Below are 18,670 nucleotides of genomic sequence, written 5' to 3'. Positions count from 1 at the left end.
TTTTCCTGTGGCCGGCGGTGGAGGCCTTGTGGCAGTCGGCGCAGCGGCAGGACCCGTTCGGCCTGGACAGCCAGTTCGTCGGCCTGGCCAATTTCAGCCAGCTGTTCCATGACCCGTACTACCTGGGCACGGTGCGCACCACCTTGCTGTTCAGCGCGCTGGTGACCTTGCTGGGCACCGGCAGCGCGCTGATTCTGGCTGTGATGGCAAACCAGATCACGCGCGGCAAGCGCGTTTACCAGACGGTGCTGATCGCGCCGTATGCCATCGCGCCCTCCGTGGTGGCCGTGCTGTGGCTGTTCCTGTTCAACCCCAGCCTGGGCTGGGTCAGCTATTTGCTGCGCGGCATGGGCTATGAATGGAACCACGCCCTGAACGGCGGCCAGGCTTTGCTGCTGGTGGTGCTGGCCTCGGCCTGGAAGCAGATCAGCTATAACTTCCTGTTTTTCTACGCCGGTTTGCAGGCGATACCGGCGTCCTTGATCGAGGCCGCGGCGATAGACGGGGCCGGGCCGCTGCGCCGCTTCCGCGACCTGGTGTTTCCGCTGTTGTCGCCCACCAGCTTCTTCCTGCTGGTGGTCAATCTGGTCTATGCCTTCTTCGATACCTTCGCCGTGATAGACGCGGCCACCGGCGGCGGGCCGGGCAAGTCCACCGAGACCATGATCCTCAAGGTGTACCTGGAGGGCTTCAAGGGACTGGACCTGGGCAGCTCGGCTGCGCAGTCCGTGGTGTTGATGGCGGTGGTCGGCCTGTTGACCGTGGCCCAGTTCCGTTACGTGGAAAGAAAGGTGCAGTACTGATGGTGGAGAACCGCAAGGGGCTGGACCTGTTCTGCCACGCGATGCTGATCGCGGGCGCGCTGGTCGTGGTCTTTCCTTTGTATTTGATGTTCGCCGCGGCGAGCCAGAGCGCGGATCAGGTGACCCGCGTGCCCTTGTCGCTGCTGCCGGGCGGCGAGCTGTGGCATAACCTGTCCACCGTGCTGTGGAGCGGCAACGGCGGCTTGGCGGTGCCGCTGGCGCGCACGCTGTGGAACAGCCTGGTCATGGCGCTGCTGATCGCGGTCGGCAAGATCTTCATTTCCTTCCTGTCCGCCTATGCCATCGTTTACTTCCGCTTCCCCTTCCGCAAGACCGGCTTCGCGCTGATCTTCGCCACGCTGATGCTGCCGGTGGAGGTGCGGATTTTCCCGACGGTGGAGGTGGTGACCCAGATGGGCCTGATCAACAGCTACGCCGGCCTGACCTTGCCGCTGATCGCGTCCGCCACCGCCACCTTCCTGCTGCGCCAGTTCTTCATGACCTTGCCCAAGGAACTGATGGAGGCGGCGCGGGTGGATGGCGCGGGTCCCATCCGCTTCATGATCGACGTGGTGCTGCCCTTGTCGCGCACCAATCTGGCCGCGCTGTTCGTCATCACCTTCATCTATGGCTGGAACCAGTATCTGTGGCCGCTCTTGGTCACCCATGATCCGGCCATGTCCACCGCGGTGATTGCGATCAAGGGCATGCTGGGCGAAGGGGCGGTGCAGTGGCACCTGGTGATGGCGGCCGCGCTGCTGACCCTGCTGCCGCCCCTGGTAGTGGTGATAGGCATGCAGCGCTGGTTCGTCAAGGGCCTGGTGGACAACGAGAAATAAGAAAGAGCGCAGATGGCAAAATTGAGTCTGAAGCAAGTCGCCAAGCGCTATCCCGGCGCCGAGCGCAAGGTATTGGAGAGCATTTCGGTCGAGATCGCGGACGGCGAGTTCGTGGTCATCGTCGGCCCGTCCGGCTGCGGCAAGTCCACCTTGCTGCGCATGGTGGCCGGGCTGGAAAGCACGGAAGAGGGCGAGGTCCGCATCGGCGAGCGCCTGGTCAATGCGCTGGAGCCCAAGGACCGCGACATCGCGATGGTGTTCCAGAATTACGCGCTGTATCCGCACATGACGGTGGCGGAGAACATGGGATACGCCTTGAAGATCAAGGGCCTGGGCAAGGCCGACATCGCGGCGCGCGTGCAAAAAGTGGCGGCGGTGCTGGAGCTGGAGCCGCTGCTCTCGCGCCGGCCGCGCGAACTGTCCGGCGGCCAGCGCCAGCGCGTGGCCATGGGCCGCGCCATCGTGCGCGAGCCGGCGGTGTTCCTGTTCGACGAGCCGCTGTCCAATCTGGACGCCAAGCTGCGCGGCCAGATGCGGCTGGAAATCCAGCAACTGCATCGACGGCTGGCCACCACCAGCCTCTATGTCACTCACGATCAGGTGGAAGCGATGACGCTGGCCGACCGCGTCATCGTGCTGAACAAGGGCCATATCGAGCAGGTAGGGGCGCCTGACGAAATCTACGATAGGCCGGCTTCCACCTTCGTCGCTGGCTTCATGGGCTCGCCGGGCATGAATGTGTTCGAGGCGCGGGCGGACGAGCGCGGCGAACGCTTGCTGTTGGGCGACGGCGTCGAGCTGGCTTTGCCGCAAGCCGAGCCGGAACTGGCCGGGCGCGCGCTGCGCGTCGGCATCCGGCCCGAGCACCTGCGCCAGGGCGGCGAAGCCGGAGCGCGGCTGAGCCTGGGCGTGGACAATGTGGAAATGCTGGGGGCGGACAATTACGCCTACGGCCGTCTGGCGGGCCAGCCAGCGGTGGCGCGGCTGCCGCACGGCCAGCGGCCGGCGCCGGGCAGCCGGCTGGAAGTGACGGTGCGGCCGGAGGCGCTGCACCTGTTTGACGCGGAAACTCAACGGAGAATCGAATATGTCGCAGCACCCCAAGCAGCCCTGGCCGTATCCTGAGGTCGTCGCTCACCGCGGCGGCGGCACGCTGGCGCCGGAAAACACTATCGCCGGCTTCCGCGAGGGTATCCGCTATGGCTACCGCGCGGCGGAGTGCGACGTCAAGCTATCGGCCGACAATGTCTGTTTCCTGCTGCACGACGACACGGTGGATCGCACCAGCAACGGCAAGGGCGAGGCCAAGGCCAAGACCATGGCCGAGCTGTCCATGCTCGACGCCGGCGGCTGGAAGGGCGCCGCCCATGCCGGCGAGGCGCTGCCCACGCTGGCCAATGTGGCGGCCTACTGCCAGGCGCAGGCCATGCTGCTGAACATCGAGATCAAGCCCTGCCCGGGCCGTTTCGAGGAAACCGGCCGCCTGGTGGCGCAAGAGGCGGCGCGGTTGTGGGCCGGCGCGTCGGTTCCGCCCTTGCTGTCCTCGTTCGAGATCGACGCGCTGCGCGCGGCTCAGGCCGCCGCGCCGGCGCTGCCGCGCGCCTTCCTGTGCGAGGCGATTCCGGCTAACTGGCGCGACATCCTGGCGGAGCTGGATTGCGTGGCGCTGCATTGCGATCACGTCACGCTGACCGAGGCGCTGGCGCGCGACATCAAGCAGGCTGGCTACCAGCTGCTGTGCTACACCGTGAATACGCTGGAAAGAGCGCAAACCCTGCGCGGCTGGGGCGTGGACAGCGTCTGCACCGACCGCGTGGACCTGCTGGCGCCGCAGCGGCCGCTGGCGGCCCAGTAGCCGCGCAGTCGCGCATGAAAAAGCCCGCTGCATGCAGCGGGCTTTTTTGCGAGGGCGGGGGTTAAACGGTGAAGCGCCCGGCCACGTTGAGCAGGCGCTGCGAGATGGTTTGCAGCTCGGCGGCCGTTTCGGCGCTGGCCTTGACCGCCAGCGTGTTCTGCTCGGACATCCGAGACACCTGCTCCACGTTCTGCGCCAGCGTCTGGCTGGCATGGCTCTGCTCGCGCAGCGAGTCGGTGATCTGGTGGATGCTGGACAGCACGTCGGTGATGCGGTGGCGGATGTCGTGCATGCTGCTGCCGGCCTCGCGCGCGCGCGTCTGGCCGTCCATGATGGTCTGCATGCCCACTTGCATGCTCTGCGTGCCGCGTTGCGCCGTGCTCTGGATCTGGCCGACGATATTGCTGATTTCGGTGGTGGACAACGCGGTGCGTTCGGCCAGCTTGCGCACCTCGTCCGCCACCACGGCGAAGCCGCGGCCCATCTCACCGGCGCGCGCGGCCTCTATCGCCGCGTTCAACGCCAATAGATTGGTCTGTTCAGCCACGTCGCGGATCACGTCGACGATGCCGGCGATAGACTGCGACTGCCTGCCCAGATCGCCTATGGTGTCCGACACCGTGGACACATCGCGCACGATGCCGTCCATGCTGTGGCTGGTGGCGGCGATGACCTTGTCGCCCTGGTCGGATTCGCGCACGGCGTCGGTGGACAGCCGGTCCGCCTGCTCGGATTGTTCGGCGCAGACCGACAGGCTGGTGCTTAGTTGCTCTATCGCCGCCGCCATGCTGGCGGCCGCCTCGTTTTGCTGGCAACTGCTGCTGGTGATGCTGTGCGCGCTCTGCGCCATTTCCGCGGCGGCGCTGTTCACCTCGTTGGCGGTATCCATCAACTGGGCCACGGTGTCGCGCAACTGGTTGCGCATGCGGCGGATAGCGGCCAGCAGGCTGGTTTCGTCGCCATCGCGCAGCTGGATGCGGGTGTCCAGCCGGCCGGAGGCGATTTGCTCTACTACCTCTTGCACATGCAGCGGCTCGCCGCCCAGCTGCAGCGTGATGGACAAATACAGCTGGTGGAACAGGAAGATGGCCAGCAGCATGGCGGCCACGCCTATGCCGATATAGCTGTTGCGTTGCAGGGCGGTATGGTCGATCCGCGCTTGCAGCAGGCCGTCCAACCGGGACAGGCCTGTGGCCATGTAGGCGGCGATGGCCTGGGCGTTTTCGGCGGTGTGGCCGGATATCTTCAGCCCGCTGGCGCCGATTTTGCCGGCCACCGCGTCGTCAATGCCGCCGGCCTGGCTTTTCAGGATGGCGGCCAGCTTGTCTCCGTAGCCGGATAGATCGGCCTTGAGGCCGGCGTTGTTGGCGAAGGCCTTGCCGGCGTCGCTAGTCAAACCATCGCTGGCTTCGGCGATCAGCGGACGCAGTTCGACCAGGCGGTCGCGCTGGGCCGGCTCCAGCGCATGATTGGCCTCGGCCAGCGCCGCGATGGCGTTGGCTTCGCCCAGATGGATCAGCAGCGTGGGCAGCTTGGCGGTGGCGGCATCCATCAGGTAATAGGAGTCGATGTCCGGGTCCAGCGTCAGATTGGAGTTGTCGCTGATGGCGCCTATCAGATTGTTCAGCTTGTCGTTGAAGGCGCTGTAGGCGGCGATCTGCTGGGCGGGGGCGGCATTGCCCGCCGATTGCAGCGCGGCCCAGCCTGATTCGGCGTCCTTCCAGGCGCTGTCGCTGCCCAGCGCGCCGCCTAGCTGGCCGTTGGCGGTTTTCAAGGCCTGCCACTTCGCCTGCAACTGCTGCGCGGCATCGCCCAGCGCGCTGCGGGCTTGGGCGTCGCCTAGCGCCGCGCGCACGGCCAGTTCCTGCTGCTGCTGGACGGCGGCCAGGCAGGCCGTCAGCGGCTGCATGTAGACGACGCCTATTTTTTCCTTGGCGGTGAAGTCGATATTGTCCTGGTTGGTGCGGTACAAGCCATAAACCAGATAGAGCAGCGCGAAGGCGAACAATACGCCGATGACGGCGAAACGCTGCGGGTAGCTGAGGCGCTGCATCAGCCTGACGATGGGGGTGGTCATGGCATTACTCCTACCGTATCGCCACGGCCTGGGTAGCCGGGCAAGGTCGGACGGAACATAGCTTCCGTCCTTCAACTGTATAAGTGAATTTGCTTATTACAAGACGGAATCATAGCCATTTACACGAACGGCGGGTATCGCGGATGAGATAGACGCGGAAAGACCGCCTCGCGCGGGGCGCGAGGCGGGGAAGCCTAGATGGTTTTGGAGTAGCGGGCGTGGGTTTGCCGCTCGCGCAGGTGGCGGTCGAACAGCATGGCGATATTGCGGATCAGGAAGCGCCCCTTGGGCTCCACCATCAGGAAATCGCCGTCGAAGGACAGCAGGCCCTGGTGCTGGAAGGCGCGGATCTGCGGCATTTCCTCATTGAAATATTGGGCGAAGTTGATGCTGAAGATTTCCTCTATGGCCTCCACCGACAGCGCGAAGCGGCACATCAGGCCCTGGATGATGGTCCGGCGCAGCAGGTCGTCGTTGTCCAGCGTGATGCCGCGCACGATGGGCAGCTTGCCCGCGTCCAGCGACGCGTAATAGCCGTCCAGCGTCTTGTCGTTCTGGCAGTAGCTGGAGCCCACCTTGCTGATGGCGGACACGCCGAAGGCCAGCATGTCGCAGTCCGCATGGGTGGAGTAGCCCTGGAAGTTGCGTTGCAGCCGTCCCTGGCGCAGCGCCACGGCTAGTTCGTCGTCAGGCTTGGCGAAATGGTCCATGCCGATGAACACATAGCCAGCGTCGGTCAGCATCTTCACCGCGTCCTGCAGGATGTCCAGCTTGGTCGAGGTCGAGGGCAGGTCGGCTTCGTGGATGCGCCGCTGCGGCATGAACACGGTGGGCAGGTGGGCGTAGTTGTACAGCGCCAGCCGGTCCGGATTCAGCTCCAGCGCCTTTTGCAGCGTGCGCAGCATGGATTCGCGCGTTTGCAGCGGCAGACCGTAGATCAGGTCCAGGCTGACCGACTGGATGCCAGCCTCGCGTCCGGCCTCGATCACCGCGCGGGTTTCCTCTTCGCTCTGGATTCGGTTCACGGCCTTCTGCACTGCCGGTTCGAAGTCCTGCACGCCCACGCTGATGCGGTTGAAGCCGAATTTGGCCAGCTTGAGCATGGTTTCGCGCGATACCTTGCGCGGGTCGATCTCGATCGAATACTCGCCCTCGGGCATGAATTCGAAGTGCTCGCTCAGCATCGCCATCAGCCGTTCGAGCTGCGCGTCGGACAGGAAGGTGGGCGTGCCGCCGCCGAAGTGCAGCTGAATGACCTTCTCGCGGCAACCCAGTTGCGCCGCTACCAGCTGGATTTCCTTCTCCAGATGGTCCAGATAGATGTCCGCCTTGCTCTTGTCCTTGGTGATGATCTTGTTGCAGGCGCAGTAGAAACAGACGGTGTTGCAAAAAGGAATATGCACATACAGCGATAATGGCCTACGATTAGCGCCGATGCGGCGCTGTTGCAGGCGTAGCAGATAGTCGCTTTCGGAAAAATTTGATGTGAAGCGATCTGCGGTCGGGTACGATGTGTACCGCGGTCCGGCGCCATCCAGTCGTTCGATCAGCTCGCGATCGAACTCGAAATGGGCCGGAGAAAAGGGTTGGGTGGTTTTCATATCGCTTTCGGATGGTAAAACTTCTGGTGTACTGGTAAATTTGCGGAAAACCCCCATTGTCGGCATTGACTATGGTCAACCTTTACGAGCTTGCAGCCAAATAGCATGTCTGAACACAACCACACCCCCCTGCATACTTTGAAAGTCTCCTGCTCCAGCTGCAGTCTGCGCGAGCTGTGTTTGCCCGTTGGGCTGAACCGCGAGGAGATGAGCCAACTCGACACCGTGATCCGGCAGAGCCGCCGCTTGAAACGCGGCGAGTACCTGTTCCACAGCGGCGAGTCTTTCAAGTCCCTGTTCGCCGTGCGCACCGGCTTCTTCAAGACCTGCGTCGCCAGCCAGGACGGCCGCGAGCAGGTGACCGGCTTCCAGATGTCCGGCGAGCTGATGGGCCTGGACGGCATTTCCACCGGCAACCACAGCTGCGACGCCATCGCGCTGGAAGACAGCGAAGTGTGCGAGCTGCCGTTCAACCGCATGGAAACGCTGAGCCGCGACATTCCCAGCCTGCAGCACCATTTCTACCGGCTGATGAGCCGCGAGATCGTGCGCGACCAGAACGTGATGCTGCTCTTGGGCAATATGAAGGCGGAGGAGCGCATCGCCGCTTTCCTGCTGAACCTGTCCAGCCGTCTGTCCACCCGCGGCTTCGCCGCCAACGATTTCATCCTGCGGATGAGCCGCGAGGAAATCGGCAGCTTCCTGGGCCTGAAGCTGGAAACGGTCAGCCGCACGCTGTCCAAGTTCCAGCAGCAAGGCTGGATTACCGTGGACCACAAGCATATCCAGCTGGTGCTGTTGGACGAGCTGAAGAGCCTGATTTCCGGCTGCGCCCACGCCAACAACCACTAAGAGCGGTTATCGGCAATGAAAAAGGCAGACTATGGGTCTGCCTTTTTTCATGTCCGAGCGGCGGCGACGCGCTGCCGCAGCGCGGCCAGACGGGAAGGGTCCGGCCAGCCGGGCGGTGTGGCAAAGACGCGCGCCGCCTCATGCCACGCGCCATCCGCGCCGGGCCGCAGCTCAGCCACCAATTGCGGCGACGGCACCGCGAGTAGTTGTTCCCGCAACGCAGGCTCGTTCTGGACGCGGCTCTCGTCCAGCCTGGCCGGCGCCAGCCACGACAGCCTGGGCAGCCAGGCCCAGCGCGAATCGCCGCAGCGTCGGGGCCAATTTTCTTGCAGGGGCGCGTGCCAGCCGTGGAGTTGGCCGGGGGAGAGAAGAGTGGGCAAGGTCTGGTCTGCCGGGTAGAAGAACCAACCGCTCAAGCGGGAGGCGGCGCGGCAGCGTTCGAAACCCGCTGGCAGGTAGGGAAGCGCGTCCGGGTGGCGGGACAGCCGCAATTGCGTTGCGTTTTTGGTCTCTTTTAGCCGCCAGGCGTCATTGAGTCCGGGGCCGATCAAATCTTCTAGCGTGTCGCCTGTTTGCAGATAGAATTTGCTGGCGGTTTCCAGATGCCAAGGCTCGCCGTCCAGCCGCAGCAGGAAGTCGAACTCCCCTATGACGCGGCGTTCCCGGTTGAGGACTTGCAGGTTTTCGGCGACAAGCTCGATGTGCGGCGCATGGCGAAACCAGAAGGCGTACAGCCGCTCTGCGTATTTGCCCAGCCGAGTGGCCGGCGCGGCGGCGAGCCAGGCCTCCAGCGCCGCGGGCGAGCGGTCCAGTTCGGCCAGGCGCGCCGCGCCGTCCAGCCCCAGCAGGCGCTCGGGCGGAAAGTCGGCGCCGCACAACCAGGGCGAGGGCGAAGTTAGCAGAAAGGCGAGATCGCGCACCGCCGGGTGCGCATAGGGCAGCTCGTATCCAGGCTCAGTCCGCATTGCCGGAAGCTTTGCCGGCCGCGCGCTGCACCTGCTTGTAGAAGCCGCGCAGGATGTCGATTTCTTCGCGCAGCATGCCGGCGCGGTGGAACATGGTGCGCATGCGGCGCATCAGCCGCTCGCTGTTGCGGCGCTGGAAGTAGCCTATCTCGTCCATCGCCTGCTCCAGGTGGCCGCACATGCCGTCCACCTCGCTCTGCGTCGCCGCTGCGCCCTCGGCGCGCAGGTATTCCACGTCCACGTCGGTATGGCTGAACAGCTCGTAGGTCATCACTTGCACCGCCATCGCCAGGTTCAGCGAGAAGTAATCCGGGTTGCCGGGGATGGTTACCAGCCGGTTGCACTGCTCCACTTCCTCAATGGACAGGCCGAAGGTTTCGTTGCCGAATACCAGGGCGACCTGTTCGCCTTCGCGCGCGCGCGCGATCAGCTCTGGCGTGGTCTGGCGCGGCGTGGACAACGGGGTGGTCAGCTCGCGGCGGCGGCTGGTCAGCGCGCAGGCTACGGTGACGTCGGCCAGCGCTTCCTGCAAGGAGTTCACCACGGTGGCGCATTCCAGCAGGTCTACCGCGCCGGAAGCCAGCGTATTGGCCTCGTCGCTGGGAAACACCTTGGGTTCTACCAGGTACAAGCGGCTCAAACCCATGGTTTTCATCGCGCGGGCGGCGGAGCCGATGTTGCCCGGATGGTTGGGCCGCGCCAGCACCACGCGGATGTTTTTCAGAAAATCAGGTACTTGGGGTTTATTCATTGGCGTTTTCACATTAAAATAGCGGGCATATACCAAAAGCCCGCGCCCACGCGTCGGGTTTTTTTGTTCCTTAACCCAGATTGTTACCAGCGGATGTCGCGTCATGGACGGACATCCGCCCATCGTTCAAGTGTAGAGGCCGTCAATGCATCCGATGCTCAATGTCGCGGTTAAAGCCGCTCGCCGCGCAGGCAGTGTTATCCAGCGCGCGTCGCTTAACCTCGACGCCATCCGCGTAGAGAAGAAAAAGCACAATGACTTTGTGACCGAGGTGGATCGCGCTGCCGAAGAAGCGATCATCAACACCATTCTCGAAGCCTATCCGAAGCACGCGATTCTAGCAGAAGAGTCCGGCGCCAAAGGCGTGGGTTCCTCTGAGTACGAATGGATCATCGATCCCATCGACGGCACCACCAACTTCCTGCACGGCCATCAGCAGTACAGCATCTCGATCGCGCTGGCGCACAAGGGCCAGATCCAGCAGGCTGTGGTCTACGACCCGAGCCGCAACGATCTGTTCACCGCTTCGCGCGGCGTGGGCGCCTTCCTGAATGACCGCCGCATCCGCGTGTCCAAGCGCTTCATGATGAACGAGTGCGTGATCTCCACCGGCTTCCCGGTAGCCGATCAGAGCTACCTCGATCAATATCTGGGCATGCTGAAGGATGTGATCGGCAAGACCGCCGGCGTGCGCCGCGAAGGCTCCGCCGCGCTGGACCTGTGCAATGTGGCCTGCGGCCGCGTGGAAGGCTTCTTCGAGCTGAACCTGAAGCCGTGGGACATCGCGGCCGGCAGCCTGATCGTGCAGGAAGCGGGCGGCATCGTCACCGACTTCACCGGCGAGCAGGGCTGGCTAGAGTCCGGCGACATCGTGGCTGGCAGCCCCAAGGTGCTGGCCCAGTTGCTGGCCTTGTTGACCCCGCACGTGAAATAAGCGAATTCGCCTCAAAAACGGCAAGCCTGCGGGCTTGCCGTTTTTTTTTGCGCGGCCGGGGCGGAACTGCTGGCGCGCGCGGCGCTCTATGCTCAATATACCTTCTGGGGGTATTTGAATGGAGCGCGCAATGCAACGTCGTCGATTGATGCAATGGGGGGCCGCCCTGGCCCTGTCGCCTTGGCTGGTCCGAGCCGCGCGGGCCGACGCGTCCCACTCGGCGCATGGACTGTCCGCCGCGCAGCCCGAGCTGCCGGGGCCCTCGGCCCTGGGCATGCCGCGCGGAGGCGTCTTGCCGGAGCTGGCGCGGCTGCCGCTGGAAAGCCGCGACGGCGCGTTGCGAGGATGCCTGACCGCCGCGCCGCTGAACCAGCCCTTGCTGCCGGGCGGCAAGCCTACTGCTTTCTGGGCCTACAACGACAGCGTGCCGGGACCCGCCATCGAGCTGTACGAGGGCGAGGCCTTGGCTGTGCGCTTCGATAACCGCCTGCCGCAGTCCACCACCGTGCACTGGCACGGTTTGCCGATTCCGGCCGACCAGGACGGCAATCCGCATGACGCCGTGGCGCCCGGCCAAAGCCGCGACTACCGTTTCGCCTTGCCGCCGGACAGCGCCGGAACTTACTGGTACCACCCCCATCCGCATGGCCGCACCGCCGAGCAGGTCTATCGCGGCCTGGCCGGCGTATTCGTGGTGAGGAGCCGCCATGACCCCCTGGCCCATCTGCCGGAGCGCTGGCTGGTGTTGTCCGATCTGAAGCTGGACGAGGCGGGGCAGATCGCCGCCAATAGCGAGGCGGACTTGATGGATGGCCGCGAGGGCCAGTTCGCGCTGGTCAACGGCGCCTGGCAGCCCAGGCTGGCGCTGGGCGTGGGCGAGCGCCAACGCTGGCGGATCTGGAACGCCACCAGCGCCCGCGTGCTGAAACTGGCGCTGCCGGCGCATGAGGTGTGGCTGGTAGGCACCGACGGCGGCTTGATAGAGCGGCCTCGCCGCATCGAATACTTGGTGTTGCCGCCCGGCGCGCGCGCGGAGCTGGCGGTGACCGGCCGTTTCGCGCCTGGCCAGCCCGCGGGGCTGCTCGCCTTGCCGTACGCGCGCGGCAAGATGATGGGGCCGGACCAGACCGCTACGCTGCCCTTGCTGGATATCGAAGCCGGTCCGGCCGTCGCCACCGCGGCCTTGCCCAAGCGGTTGCGCGCGATCAAGCCTTTGCCCAAGCCGGTGGTTCGCCGCCGCGTGGTGTTCAGTGAGGACATGGCCAATCCGGAGGCGATGTTCCTGATCAACGGCAAAACTTTCGACATGGACCGCGTGGATTTCGTCGGTAAGGTCGGCCAGGTTGAGGAATGGGAAATCGACAACCAGGCCGATATGGATCATCCCTTCCATCTGCACGGCACCCAGTTCCAGGTGACGGAGCGGCATGACGGCAAGGGCTGGCGCAAGGAGCCCTACCTGGCCTGGCGCGACGTGGTCAACGTGCCGCCGCTGCAGAAGGTGAGGCTGCGCTTCCGCCAGGAGCTGCCGGGGCCGCGCATGTTCCACTGCCACATCCTGGAGCACGAGGACGCCGGCATGATGGGCGTGCTGGATGCGCGTGCCTAGCGATGCCCGAATGGGCGATAATGCCGGATTGACCGATTGAGGCCGACGATGACTGACTCCACCCGCACGCGAGACGATTGCTGCCATGAACCTCAGCCTGCCGAGCGCACGGTGGTGCATCCGGGCAAGGCCGCGCTGCTCAAGCGCCTGGCGCGCATAGAGGGCCAGGTGCGCGGCATCAGCGGCATGGTCGAATCCGACCGCTATTGCGTGGATGTGCTGACCCAGGTGGCGGCGGTGAAGTCCGCGCTGGACGCGGTGGCGCTGCAGCTGCTGGAAAACCACATGAAGGGCTGCGTGTCGCGCGCCATGCAACAGGGCGACGCCACCGGCATGGTGACCGAGCTGATAGACGTGGTGAAAAAAATACGCTGAAGAGGCAAGACATGAAACGACTGTTGTGGCTGGCCTGTTTGCTGGCAGGCGCCGCCCAGGCGGCGCCCATCCCGTTTGAGACCTACATCCGGCTGCACAAGGGCATGCTGGAGGCGGAGGTGATCTCCAAGGCCGGCGCGCCCGACTACAACAGCGACAGCCGGCAAGGCCGCTTCGCCAGCGGCGTGGCGGCGATCTCGACCTTGCGCCAGCTGAGCTGGCTGGCCAACGACAGCGTGCCCTACACCACCATCGTCACGCTGCGCGATGGCGTGGTGGTGGATATTACCCGCAGCAAGAAGTTGTAATTCCGCCGCGGTCGGCGCGCCGATGCGCGCGCTTTCCGCAAAAATCCCGGCTTTAACATTGCCTGTCCTCTGCAAAGTGCGTAGAATGCGGCGGTTTACTACCTTGCCTTTCGCAATCGCATGGCGGAAGGCTACGAATAGCCAAAAGGAGTTCACATGCGCCATTACGAAATCGTGTTCATCGTGCACCCGGACCAGTCCGAACAGGTCCCGGCCATGATCGAACGCTACAAGGGTATGGTTCTGGCCGCTGAAGGCAAGATCCATCGTCTGGAAGACTGGGGCCGCCGCCAACTGGCTTACCCGATCCAGAAGCTGCACAAAGCTCACTACGTTCTGATGAACGTTGAGTGCCAGTCGGAAACCCTGGCCGAGATCGAGCACGCCTTCAAGTTCAACGACGCTGTTCTGCGTCACCTCAGCATCAAGCTGGACCGCGCCATCACCGACGCGTCCCCGATGATGAAGGACGAAAAGGCTAAAAACCTGCTGGACGCCCACAGCCGGCAGCCGAGGCTGAAGCTTCTGCCTAATAGGCAGAGGTAACGGACTTGCAGAACCGTCTGGTATTGACCGTCACGGTTGAACGCGAGGATGCGCTGAGATACACGCCCGCCGGCTTGCCGGTAGTAGAAATGTGGCTCAAGCATCAGTCTAGACAGACAGCTGGCGGATTCGAACGCGATGTGGCCTGCGATATACAGGCCGTGTGGATAGGCGACGACGCCCGGAAACATTCCGGGAAACTGGCGGGACAGGTGATCAACGTCACCGGATTTCTCGGCCAGCGCAGTCTGCGCAATCCGCGGTTGGTACTCAATATCGAATATGTTGAATTTGTAAAAGGTTAGTCAAAATGGCTCGTCAACTCTTCAAGCGCAAGAAGTTCTGCCGCTTCACGGCAGAAGGCATCAAGGAAATCGACTACAAATCCGTTGATCTCCTGAAAGATTTCATCGCCGAAAACGGCAAAATCATCCCGGCTCGCATCACCGGTACCAAGGCTCGCTACCAGCGTCAGCTGACCACCGCTATCAAGCGTGCTCGCTTCCTGGCTTTCCTGCCGTACACCGACCAGCACTAAGACCGGGAAAGGAACTTAAAAGATGCAAATCATTCTGCTCGAAAAAGTTGCCAACCTGGGTCAACTGGGTGACGTGGTCAACGTGAAGAACGGCTTCGCCCGCAACTTCCTGATCCCGCAAGGCAAAGCCAAGCGCGCTACCGAAGCCAACCTGAAAGAGTTCGACGCTCGCCGCGCCGAACTGGAAGCAAAGCAAGCCGAAATCCTGGCCGACGCCAAGGTTCGCGCTGAGAAGCTGAACGAAGCCGTGGTCACCATCGCCCAGAAGGCTGGTGTGGACGGTCGTCTGTTCGGCTCCGTGACCAACGTGGACGTGGCTGAAGCCGTGACCGCGTTCGGCGTGGAAGTGAAGCGTTTCGAAGTTCGCCTGCCGAACGGCCCGTTCAAGGCCATCGGCGAGTACGACATCGAGATCGCCCTGCACCACGACGTGGTTACCCCGATCAAGATCGTTGTGGTCGGCGAAGCTTAATTCCTGTTTCAGGAATCTTCGAAAAGCCCGCTTCGGCGGGCTTTTTTGCGTTCATGGCTTGCTTGGTTGCGCTATGCAACGAATTAAACTATTGTTGCGTATCGCAACTTAAGGAAGCACGCCATGAATGAGCGAGAGCTGCGCGCCTTGTCGCGCGATGTGGTGAGAGGCTTGGGCATGCTGTCCAGCCATTGCGGCGAGGTGGCGCTGACGCCGGTGGAGGCGCATCTGCTGATCGAACTGGAGGATGGGCCGGCCAGCAATCAGCAGCTGGCGGACAGGCTGCGGGTGGACAAATCCAACAGCAGCCGGCCTTTGCAGCGCCTGCTTGAGCGCGCCTTGATCGTTTGGCGCGCGGACCCGGCCGACGGCCGCAGCAAGCTCGCGGAGTTGACGGATGCCGGGCGCGAGTGGCTGGCGCGGCTGCACGCGGCGATGGACGCCGACATGGGGCGGGTGCTGGCGCAATTGGATGAGGCGGAGCGGAGCAGGCTGGCGGATGGCCTGAACCTGTACCGGCGCGCGTTGCGCCAGGCCGAGCGCCAGCAGGGCTTCTCCATCCGGCCGCTGGCGGCGGCAGACAACGGTCCGCTGGCGGCGCTGATCCGCCGCGTGTCCGCCGAATACGGCCTGGGCGAGGGCTGCAGCTTTCAGGACCCGCAGTTGGATGCCTTGTTCCCGGTGTATAACCGGCTGGGTTCGCGCTATCTGGTCGTCGGGGGGGCGGATGGCCGCTTGCTGGGCGGCGGCGGCATCGCGCCGCTGGCGGGCGGAGAAAAGGGCGTGTGCGAGCTGCAAAAGATGTATTTCGACCGCGCGCTGCGTGGCCGCGGCCTGGGCCGCAGGCTGCTGCGACAGCTGCTGGGCAAAGCGCGCGCCCTGGGCTATCGGCAGTGCTATCTGGAAACCACCGCGGCGCTGAGCGAGGCGACGGGGCTATATCGCGCGGAAGGCTTTGTCGAACTAGGCGAGCGCTGGGGCGCTACCGGGCATGACGGCTGCGAAATCCGCATGGCGCTTGAGCTGTGACGGCGCGGCTGTCCGCAAGCGCGCAGGGGCGTTGCCGTGGGCTGTAGGCTTGAATATAAGACAGCACTGATCTTGGACAATTAAGCGGCTGGCCGATGCTGAGACAATCAGGCTCGGACATCTTGGGAGCCGCATCATGGTTTATCTGCAACTTCTGGTGGTGCTGGGCGCCATTTTCCTGGGCGTGCGGATGGGCGGCATAGGCCTGGGCGTGACCGGCGGCGCCGGCCTGTTTATCCTGACTTTCGTCTTTGGCCTCAAACCCGGCCACGCGCCTATCGACGTCATCCTGATCATCATCTCGGTCATCACCGCCTCGGCGGCGCTGCAATCGGCCAAGGGGCTGGATTACATGGTGGACGTGGCGGCGCGCTTCCTCAGACGCAATCCGCGCCACATCGTGCTGCTGGCGCCGCTGGTAGGTTGGCTATCCACTTTTCTGGCCGGCACCGGCTTCATCGCGCTGGCCCTGATGCCCATTGTGGTGGAAGTGGCCGAGAAAACCGGCATCCGGCCGGAGCGGCCGCTGGCCGGCCTGACCGTGGCTTCGCAGAACGCCATCGTCGCCTGCCCGGTATCGGCCGCCACCGTCGCGCTGGCCGCGGTGCTGGCGCCGCACGGCGTGGCCTTGACCGACATCATCATGATCAGCATTCCCGCCACTTTGCTGGGCGCGCTGGCCGGCGGCCTGGTCATGCTGCGTTACGGCTGTGAGCTGGCGGATGATCCGGTCTATCGGCAGCGGCTGGCCGCCGGCGAAATCCGCCGCCCCGAGGCGGGCGGCGCCATCGCCTTGCCGCGCGGCGCGGCCTGGTCGGTCTACGGCTTTCTGTTCACCATGGCGCTGATCGTGCTGTTGGCCGCCATGCCGCAACTGCGGCCGGCCTGGCCCGGAGCCAAGGGCATGGAGCCTGTCGCCATGGTGGACGTGATCCAGATGTGCATGCTGACGTATGCGGCGCTGACGGTGCTGCTGTGCAAGGCGGACCTGCACGCCATGGTGTCCGGCAGCATGTTCCGCTCCGGCGCGGTGGCGGCGGTCACTATACTCGGGGCGGCCTGGATGAGCGATACCTTCATCCAGGGCAATCTGCCGCTGTTCAAGCACAATATCGTCGACATCATCTCGACGGCGCCGTGGCTGTTCGCCTTCGCTGTGTTCACGATGGCGGTGATCTTGTTCAGCCAAGGAGCCACCACCAAGGTGATGATGCCGCTGGGGGCCTCGCTGGGCATCGCCGCGCCGGTGCTGATCGCCATCTACCCGGCAGTGGTGGGCGTGTATGTCTTGCCGAGCTACCCCAGCCTGATCGCCGCGGTGGAAATGGACTACACCGGCACCACGCGCATCGGCCGCTGGGTGTTCAATCACAGCTTCATCGTGCCGGGCTTGGTCAGCACCGCGGTATCGATCGCGGCGGGCTTCGCGCTGATGGCGCTGCGCTGAGCTTAGTCTTCCGTTTTCAGCACCACGCGCGCGCGCAGGCCGGGCGCGCCGTGTTCGGCGATGGCCAGCAGGCGGTCGATATTGGGGTGGCTGCCTGGATGCGCGCGGGCGGAGGCGGTATGTTCGGCGAATAATTCCAGCCCTTCGCGCGCAGCCTTGCGGTCTATGCGGCCATGGCGTTTGACCAGCGCGTGGTAGACGCGCAGCGAGCCGGCGGTGCCGGGGCGGTTTTCCAGCCGGTGCAGAGCCTCGCCTTCCGGGCTGAGCAGCACGATGGCGTCTATGCCGTCGGTGGCGGGCAGGGTGGACAGCAGATCCTGGAACGAAGTCATGCGATTCTCCTTGTTATGTGCGCGTGGGGTGCCGCTCTAGGATAAAGAACGAAGATGACAGTTCTAGTGCAAACATGTCAGTTATCTGACAGAAAGAATTAATTTCTGTTTCATTTTGGTGCCATGACATATAATTTTGCACCAAGTTAGTGCTTTTGGGCGAGATGCGGCGGAATGTAATCAGCAAAACAAGCGTTTTCGTTCTTTTTTGGGCTGGCACACTGTTTGCTTTATGAAAGCCAAGCTAGTGAGCGGAGCCGACAAGGCTCCCGCGCGCCAGTCTGCAAAGGGGAGGATGAGAGCGGCCAAGCCGCCTTTGGACGGGGTTGTCGAAGAGGTAAGCTTCGACAACCCCGATTCATTTCCAGCAGCCGCTCAGGGCTGATCGCCTATCAGGTAGCGCTGGCTCATCAGCTTGAAGTGCTCGCCGCCGGATTTCCCCAACAGCTCGAACAAGACCATCTCGCGGCTGACGATGGCGGCCCCTGCCGCGCGCAAGCGCGACAAGGCCAGTTCGATGTCCCGCGGCTGGCGGCTGGAGACGGCGTCGGCGACGACGAACACTTGCTTGCCGGCAGCTAGCAACTCCAGCGCCGTCTGCAGCACGCAAACGTGCGCCTCCATGCCGCAGACGATGATCTGCCGCTTCTGCGTCAACTCCGACGGCAGGCAATCCGCCGCCACGCAGGAGAAATGCAGCTTGTCCACCACTGGCGCTTGCGGCGCAGCCTCGCGCAGGGCGGCCACGGTGCCGCCCAGGCCGCGCGGGTATTGTTCGGAAAACACGATGGGCAGGCCGTTGTCGCGCGCCACGCCCACCAGCCAGCGGCTGCGCGCCAACAAACCTTCCGCGTCATGCACCGCCGGCAACAGCTTGTCCTGGATATCCACCACCAAGAGTCCGGCGTCCTGTTTTTGCATCAGCATATTCCGCTCCTGTCGATTCGAAACCACAGCTTAACGCCAAAGACAGGCAAGCGGGGCGGCGCAGCGATTAAATATGCCTATGTATTTTCCGTTTGCCGGGTCTGCCAGTCTTGGGCCAGCTCGCCGACCAAGCGGCGGCCCGGATTGTCTCCCTTCCGCCATTCTTCGATCGGGAATAGATCGAACAGGCCCACCTTGAACAGCGTGGGCACAGCCAGTTCCAGTTGCCGCACCACCTCGCCGCGCTCGCCCTGGTTGTAGGCGGCGATATTGACCAGCATGGCGGCCACGGTGCCGGTTTGCACCATGCTGCCGTCGCGCAGCTTCACCGCCGGCAGCGTTTCGCCGTCGGCGATGACTTTGCGGTTGACGGCGGATAGGGCTTCGGTATGTTCCACATGGCTCATATC

22 protein-coding genes are annotated in these 18,670 nt (G+C 63.9%); 15 read left to right on the top strand and 7 right to left on the bottom strand.

All coding sequences use genetic code 11. The annotated features are described in order from the left end of the window. The 4 genes from ugpA to ugpQ form a co-directional block, all read left to right on the top strand. Positions 1–803: sn-glycerol-3-phosphate ABC transporter permease UgpA (ugpA, locus tag C2I19_RS00495; protein ID WP_103900772.1), on the top strand; the 803-nt coding region annotated here is incomplete at its 5' end. Then, entirely contained in the window at positions 803–1,642 is an 840-nt protein-coding gene (ugpE, locus tag C2I19_RS00490; protein WP_103900771.1) for a sn-glycerol-3-phosphate ABC transporter permease UgpE, read from the top strand. The genes ugpA and ugpE, both read left to right, overlap by 1 nt. A gap of 12 nt (positions 1,643–1,654) precedes the next feature. Further along, positions 1,655–2,767, top strand: coding sequence for a sn-glycerol-3-phosphate import ATP-binding protein UgpC (locus C2I19_RS00485; RefSeq protein ID WP_103900770.1), 1,113 nt, complete (start codon positions 1,655–1,657; stop codon positions 2,765–2,767). Continuing rightward, positions 2,730–3,497, top strand: coding sequence for a glycerophosphodiester phosphodiesterase (gene ugpQ / locus C2I19_RS00480; RefSeq protein WP_103900769.1), 768 nt, complete (start codon positions 2,730–2,732; stop codon positions 3,495–3,497). The genes C2I19_RS00485 and ugpQ overlap by 38 nt, the downstream gene beginning before the upstream one ends. Positions 3,498–3,558: 61 nt before the next feature. Here ugpQ and C2I19_RS00475 read toward each other — a convergent pair whose 3' ends face one another. Both C2I19_RS00475 and hemN read right to left on the bottom strand, forming a co-directional pair. Beyond that, positions 3,559–5,574, bottom strand: coding sequence for a methyl-accepting chemotaxis protein (locus C2I19_RS00475; RefSeq protein WP_103900768.1), 2,016 nt, complete (start codon positions 5,572–5,574; stop codon positions 3,559–3,561). Between the two features lie 194 nt (positions 5,575–5,768). Then, on the bottom strand, positions 5,769–7,175 hold the full coding sequence (gene hemN / locus C2I19_RS00470) for an oxygen-independent coproporphyrinogen III oxidase (protein ID WP_103900767.1): 1,407 nt from the start codon (positions 7,173–7,175) through the stop codon (positions 5,769–5,771). 105 nt (positions 7,176–7,280) lie between these two features. On the opposite strand from hemN, the gene fnr reads away from it, so the two are divergent. Next, on the top strand, positions 7,281–8,027 hold the full coding sequence (gene fnr / locus C2I19_RS00465) for a fumarate/nitrate reduction transcriptional regulator Fnr (protein ID WP_103900766.1): 747 nt from the start codon (positions 7,281–7,283) through the stop codon (positions 8,025–8,027). Between the two features lie 47 nt (positions 8,028–8,074). Here fnr and C2I19_RS00460 read toward each other — a convergent pair whose 3' ends face one another. Further along, entirely contained in the window at positions 8,075–8,992 is a 918-nt protein-coding gene (locus tag C2I19_RS00460) for a DUF1853 family protein (protein ID WP_103900765.1), read from the bottom strand. Continuing rightward, positions 8,982–9,743, bottom strand: a complete 762-nt coding sequence (locus C2I19_RS00455; protein ID WP_103900764.1) for an RNA methyltransferase — start codon at positions 9,741–9,743, stop codon at positions 8,982–8,984. The genes C2I19_RS00460 and C2I19_RS00455 overlap by 11 nt, the downstream gene beginning before the upstream one ends. Before the next feature lie 145 nt (positions 9,744–9,888). Here C2I19_RS00455 and C2I19_RS00450 point away from each other — a divergent pair, with 145 nt between their 5' ends. From C2I19_RS00450 to C2I19_RS00405, 10 genes are all read left to right on the top strand, one after another. Continuing rightward, positions 9,889–10,677: an inositol monophosphatase family protein gene (locus C2I19_RS00450; RefSeq protein ID WP_103900763.1), complete on the top strand. Its 789-nt coding sequence runs from the start codon at positions 9,889–9,891 to the stop codon at positions 10,675–10,677. A gap of 130 nt (positions 10,678–10,807) precedes the next feature. Beyond that, entirely contained in the window at positions 10,808–12,286 is a 1,479-nt protein-coding gene (locus C2I19_RS00445) for a multicopper oxidase family protein (RefSeq protein WP_233201050.1), read from the top strand. A gap of 48 nt (positions 12,287–12,334) precedes the next feature. Then, positions 12,335–12,661, top strand: a complete 327-nt coding sequence (locus C2I19_RS00440; RefSeq protein WP_103900761.1) for a metal-sensitive transcriptional regulator — start codon at positions 12,335–12,337, stop codon at positions 12,659–12,661. A gap of 11 nt (positions 12,662–12,672) precedes the next feature. Next, the gene (locus C2I19_RS00435; RefSeq protein WP_146056704.1) at positions 12,673–12,969 is read left to right on the top strand and encodes a hypothetical protein; all 297 of its coding nucleotides are present in this window, start codon (positions 12,673–12,675) and stop codon (positions 12,967–12,969) included. 156 nt (positions 12,970–13,125) lie between these two features. Next, positions 13,126–13,515 carry a 30S ribosomal protein S6 gene (gene rpsF / locus C2I19_RS00430; RefSeq protein ID WP_103900759.1) on the top strand — a complete coding sequence of 130 codons (390 nt, stop codon included), beginning with the start codon at positions 13,126–13,128 and terminating at the stop codon, positions 13,513–13,515. Positions 13,516–13,520: 5 nt separating this feature from the next. Continuing rightward, the gene (gene priB / locus C2I19_RS00425; RefSeq protein WP_021476674.1) at positions 13,521–13,820 is read left to right on the top strand and encodes a primosomal replication protein N; all 300 of its coding nucleotides are present in this window, start codon (positions 13,521–13,523) and stop codon (positions 13,818–13,820) included. Between the two features lie 5 nt (positions 13,821–13,825). After that, a complete protein-coding gene (gene rpsR / locus C2I19_RS00420) occupies positions 13,826–14,053 on the top strand; it encodes a 30S ribosomal protein S18 (RefSeq protein WP_011137185.1) in 228 nt (75 codons plus the stop codon). 22 nt (positions 14,054–14,075) lie between these two features. Further along, positions 14,076–14,525, top strand: coding sequence for a 50S ribosomal protein L9 (gene rplI, locus C2I19_RS00415; RefSeq protein WP_103900758.1), 450 nt, complete (start codon positions 14,076–14,078; stop codon positions 14,523–14,525). Positions 14,526–14,648: 123 nt separating this feature from the next. Continuing rightward, positions 14,649–15,554 carry a MarR family transcriptional regulator gene (locus C2I19_RS22770; RefSeq protein ID WP_103900757.1) on the top strand — a complete coding sequence of 302 codons (906 nt, stop codon included), beginning with the start codon at positions 14,649–14,651 and terminating at the stop codon, positions 15,552–15,554. 136 nt (positions 15,555–15,690) lie between these two features. After that, positions 15,691–17,001 carry an anaerobic C4-dicarboxylate transporter family protein gene (locus C2I19_RS00405; RefSeq protein WP_103900756.1) on the top strand — a complete coding sequence of 437 codons (1,311 nt, stop codon included), beginning with the start codon at positions 15,691–15,693 and terminating at the stop codon, positions 16,999–17,001. 2 nt (positions 17,002–17,003) lie between these two features. On the opposite strand, the gene C2I19_RS00400 is transcribed toward C2I19_RS00405, so the two are convergent. The 3 genes from C2I19_RS00400 to C2I19_RS00390 all read right to left on the bottom strand — a co-directional run bounded on the left by C2I19_RS00400 (position 17,004) and on the right by C2I19_RS00390 (position 18,667). Continuing rightward, a complete protein-coding gene (locus tag C2I19_RS00400; RefSeq protein ID WP_103900755.1) occupies positions 17,004–17,333 on the bottom strand; it encodes a DUF2322 family protein in 330 nt (109 codons plus the stop codon). Positions 17,334–17,708: 375 nt separating this feature from the next. Next, the gene (locus tag C2I19_RS00395) at positions 17,709–18,260 is read right to left on the bottom strand and encodes a hydrolase (protein WP_103900754.1); all 552 of its coding nucleotides are present in this window, start codon (positions 18,258–18,260) and stop codon (positions 17,709–17,711) included. 77 nt (positions 18,261–18,337) lie between these two features. Further along, positions 18,338–18,667: a DUF7709 family protein gene (locus C2I19_RS00390; protein ID WP_103900753.1), complete on the bottom strand. Its 330-nt coding sequence runs from the start codon at positions 18,665–18,667 to the stop codon at positions 18,338–18,340. Positions 18,668–18,670: the final 3 nt, after the last annotated feature.

It is taken from the genome of Chromobacterium alticapitis (genome assembly GCF_002924365.1).
Classification (GTDB): Bacteria; Pseudomonadota; Gammaproteobacteria; order Burkholderiales; family Chromobacteriaceae; genus Chromobacterium; species Chromobacterium alticapitis.
Note: the sequence above shows the minus strand (reverse complement) of the source record. Positions and strands in the feature narration are given on the sequence as shown.

What these genes read in the sequence shown, in the direction of transcription:
- fnr (WP_103900766.1), top strand. Translation starts at nt 7,281, where the DNA reads ATGTCTGAACACAACCACACCCCCCTGCATACTTTGAAAGTCTCCTGC.
- rpsR (WP_011137185.1), top strand. Translation starts at nt 13,826, where the DNA reads ATGGCTCGTCAACTCTTCAAGCGCAAGAAGTTCTGCCGCTTCACGGCA.
- C2I19_RS00455 (WP_103900764.1), bottom strand. Translation starts at nt 9,743, where the DNA reads ATGAATAAACCCCAAGTACCTGATTTTCTGAAAAACATCCGCGTGGTG.
- C2I19_RS00440 (WP_103900761.1), top strand. Translation starts at nt 12,335, where the DNA reads ATGACTGACTCCACCCGCACGCGAGACGATTGCTGCCATGAACCTCAG.
- C2I19_RS00485 (WP_103900770.1), top strand. Translation starts at nt 1,655, where the DNA reads ATGGCAAAATTGAGTCTGAAGCAAGTCGCCAAGCGCTATCCCGGCGCC.
- C2I19_RS00435 (WP_146056704.1), top strand. Translation starts at nt 12,673, where the DNA reads ATGAAACGACTGTTGTGGCTGGCCTGTTTGCTGGCAGGCGCCGCCCAG.
- rpsF (WP_103900759.1), top strand. Translation starts at nt 13,126, where the DNA reads ATGCGCCATTACGAAATCGTGTTCATCGTGCACCCGGACCAGTCCGAA.
- hemN (WP_103900767.1), bottom strand. Translation starts at nt 7,175, where the DNA reads ATGAAAACCACCCAACCCTTTTCTCCGGCCCATTTCGAGTTCGATCGC.
- ugpE (WP_103900771.1), top strand. Translation starts at nt 803, where the DNA reads ATGGTGGAGAACCGCAAGGGGCTGGACCTGTTCTGCCACGCGATGCTG.
- C2I19_RS00400 (WP_103900755.1), bottom strand. Translation starts at nt 17,333, where the DNA reads ATGACTTCGTTCCAGGATCTGCTGTCCACCCTGCCCGCCACCGACGGC.
- rplI (WP_103900758.1), top strand. Translation starts at nt 14,076, where the DNA reads ATGCAAATCATTCTGCTCGAAAAAGTTGCCAACCTGGGTCAACTGGGT.
- C2I19_RS22770 (WP_103900757.1), top strand. Translation starts at nt 14,649, where the DNA reads ATGAATGAGCGAGAGCTGCGCGCCTTGTCGCGCGATGTGGTGAGAGGC.
- C2I19_RS00390 (WP_103900753.1), bottom strand. Translation starts at nt 18,667, where the DNA reads ATGAGCCATGTGGAACATACCGAAGCCCTATCCGCCGTCAACCGCAAA.
- C2I19_RS00395 (WP_103900754.1), bottom strand. Translation starts at nt 18,260, where the DNA reads ATGCTGATGCAAAAACAGGACGCCGGACTCTTGGTGGTGGATATCCAG.
- C2I19_RS00450 (WP_103900763.1), top strand. Translation starts at nt 9,889, where the DNA reads ATGCATCCGATGCTCAATGTCGCGGTTAAAGCCGCTCGCCGCGCAGGC.
- C2I19_RS00460 (WP_103900765.1), bottom strand. Translation starts at nt 8,992, where the DNA reads ATGCGGACTGAGCCTGGATACGAGCTGCCCTATGCGCACCCGGCGGTG.
- C2I19_RS00475 (WP_103900768.1), bottom strand. Translation starts at nt 5,574, where the DNA reads ATGACCACCCCCATCGTCAGGCTGATGCAGCGCCTCAGCTACCCGCAG.
- ugpQ (WP_103900769.1), top strand. Translation starts at nt 2,730, where the DNA reads ATGTCGCAGCACCCCAAGCAGCCCTGGCCGTATCCTGAGGTCGTCGCT.
- C2I19_RS00445 (WP_233201050.1), top strand. Translation starts at nt 10,808, where the DNA reads ATGCAACGTCGTCGATTGATGCAATGGGGGGCCGCCCTGGCCCTGTCG.
- C2I19_RS00405 (WP_103900756.1), top strand. Translation starts at nt 15,691, where the DNA reads ATGGTTTATCTGCAACTTCTGGTGGTGCTGGGCGCCATTTTCCTGGGC.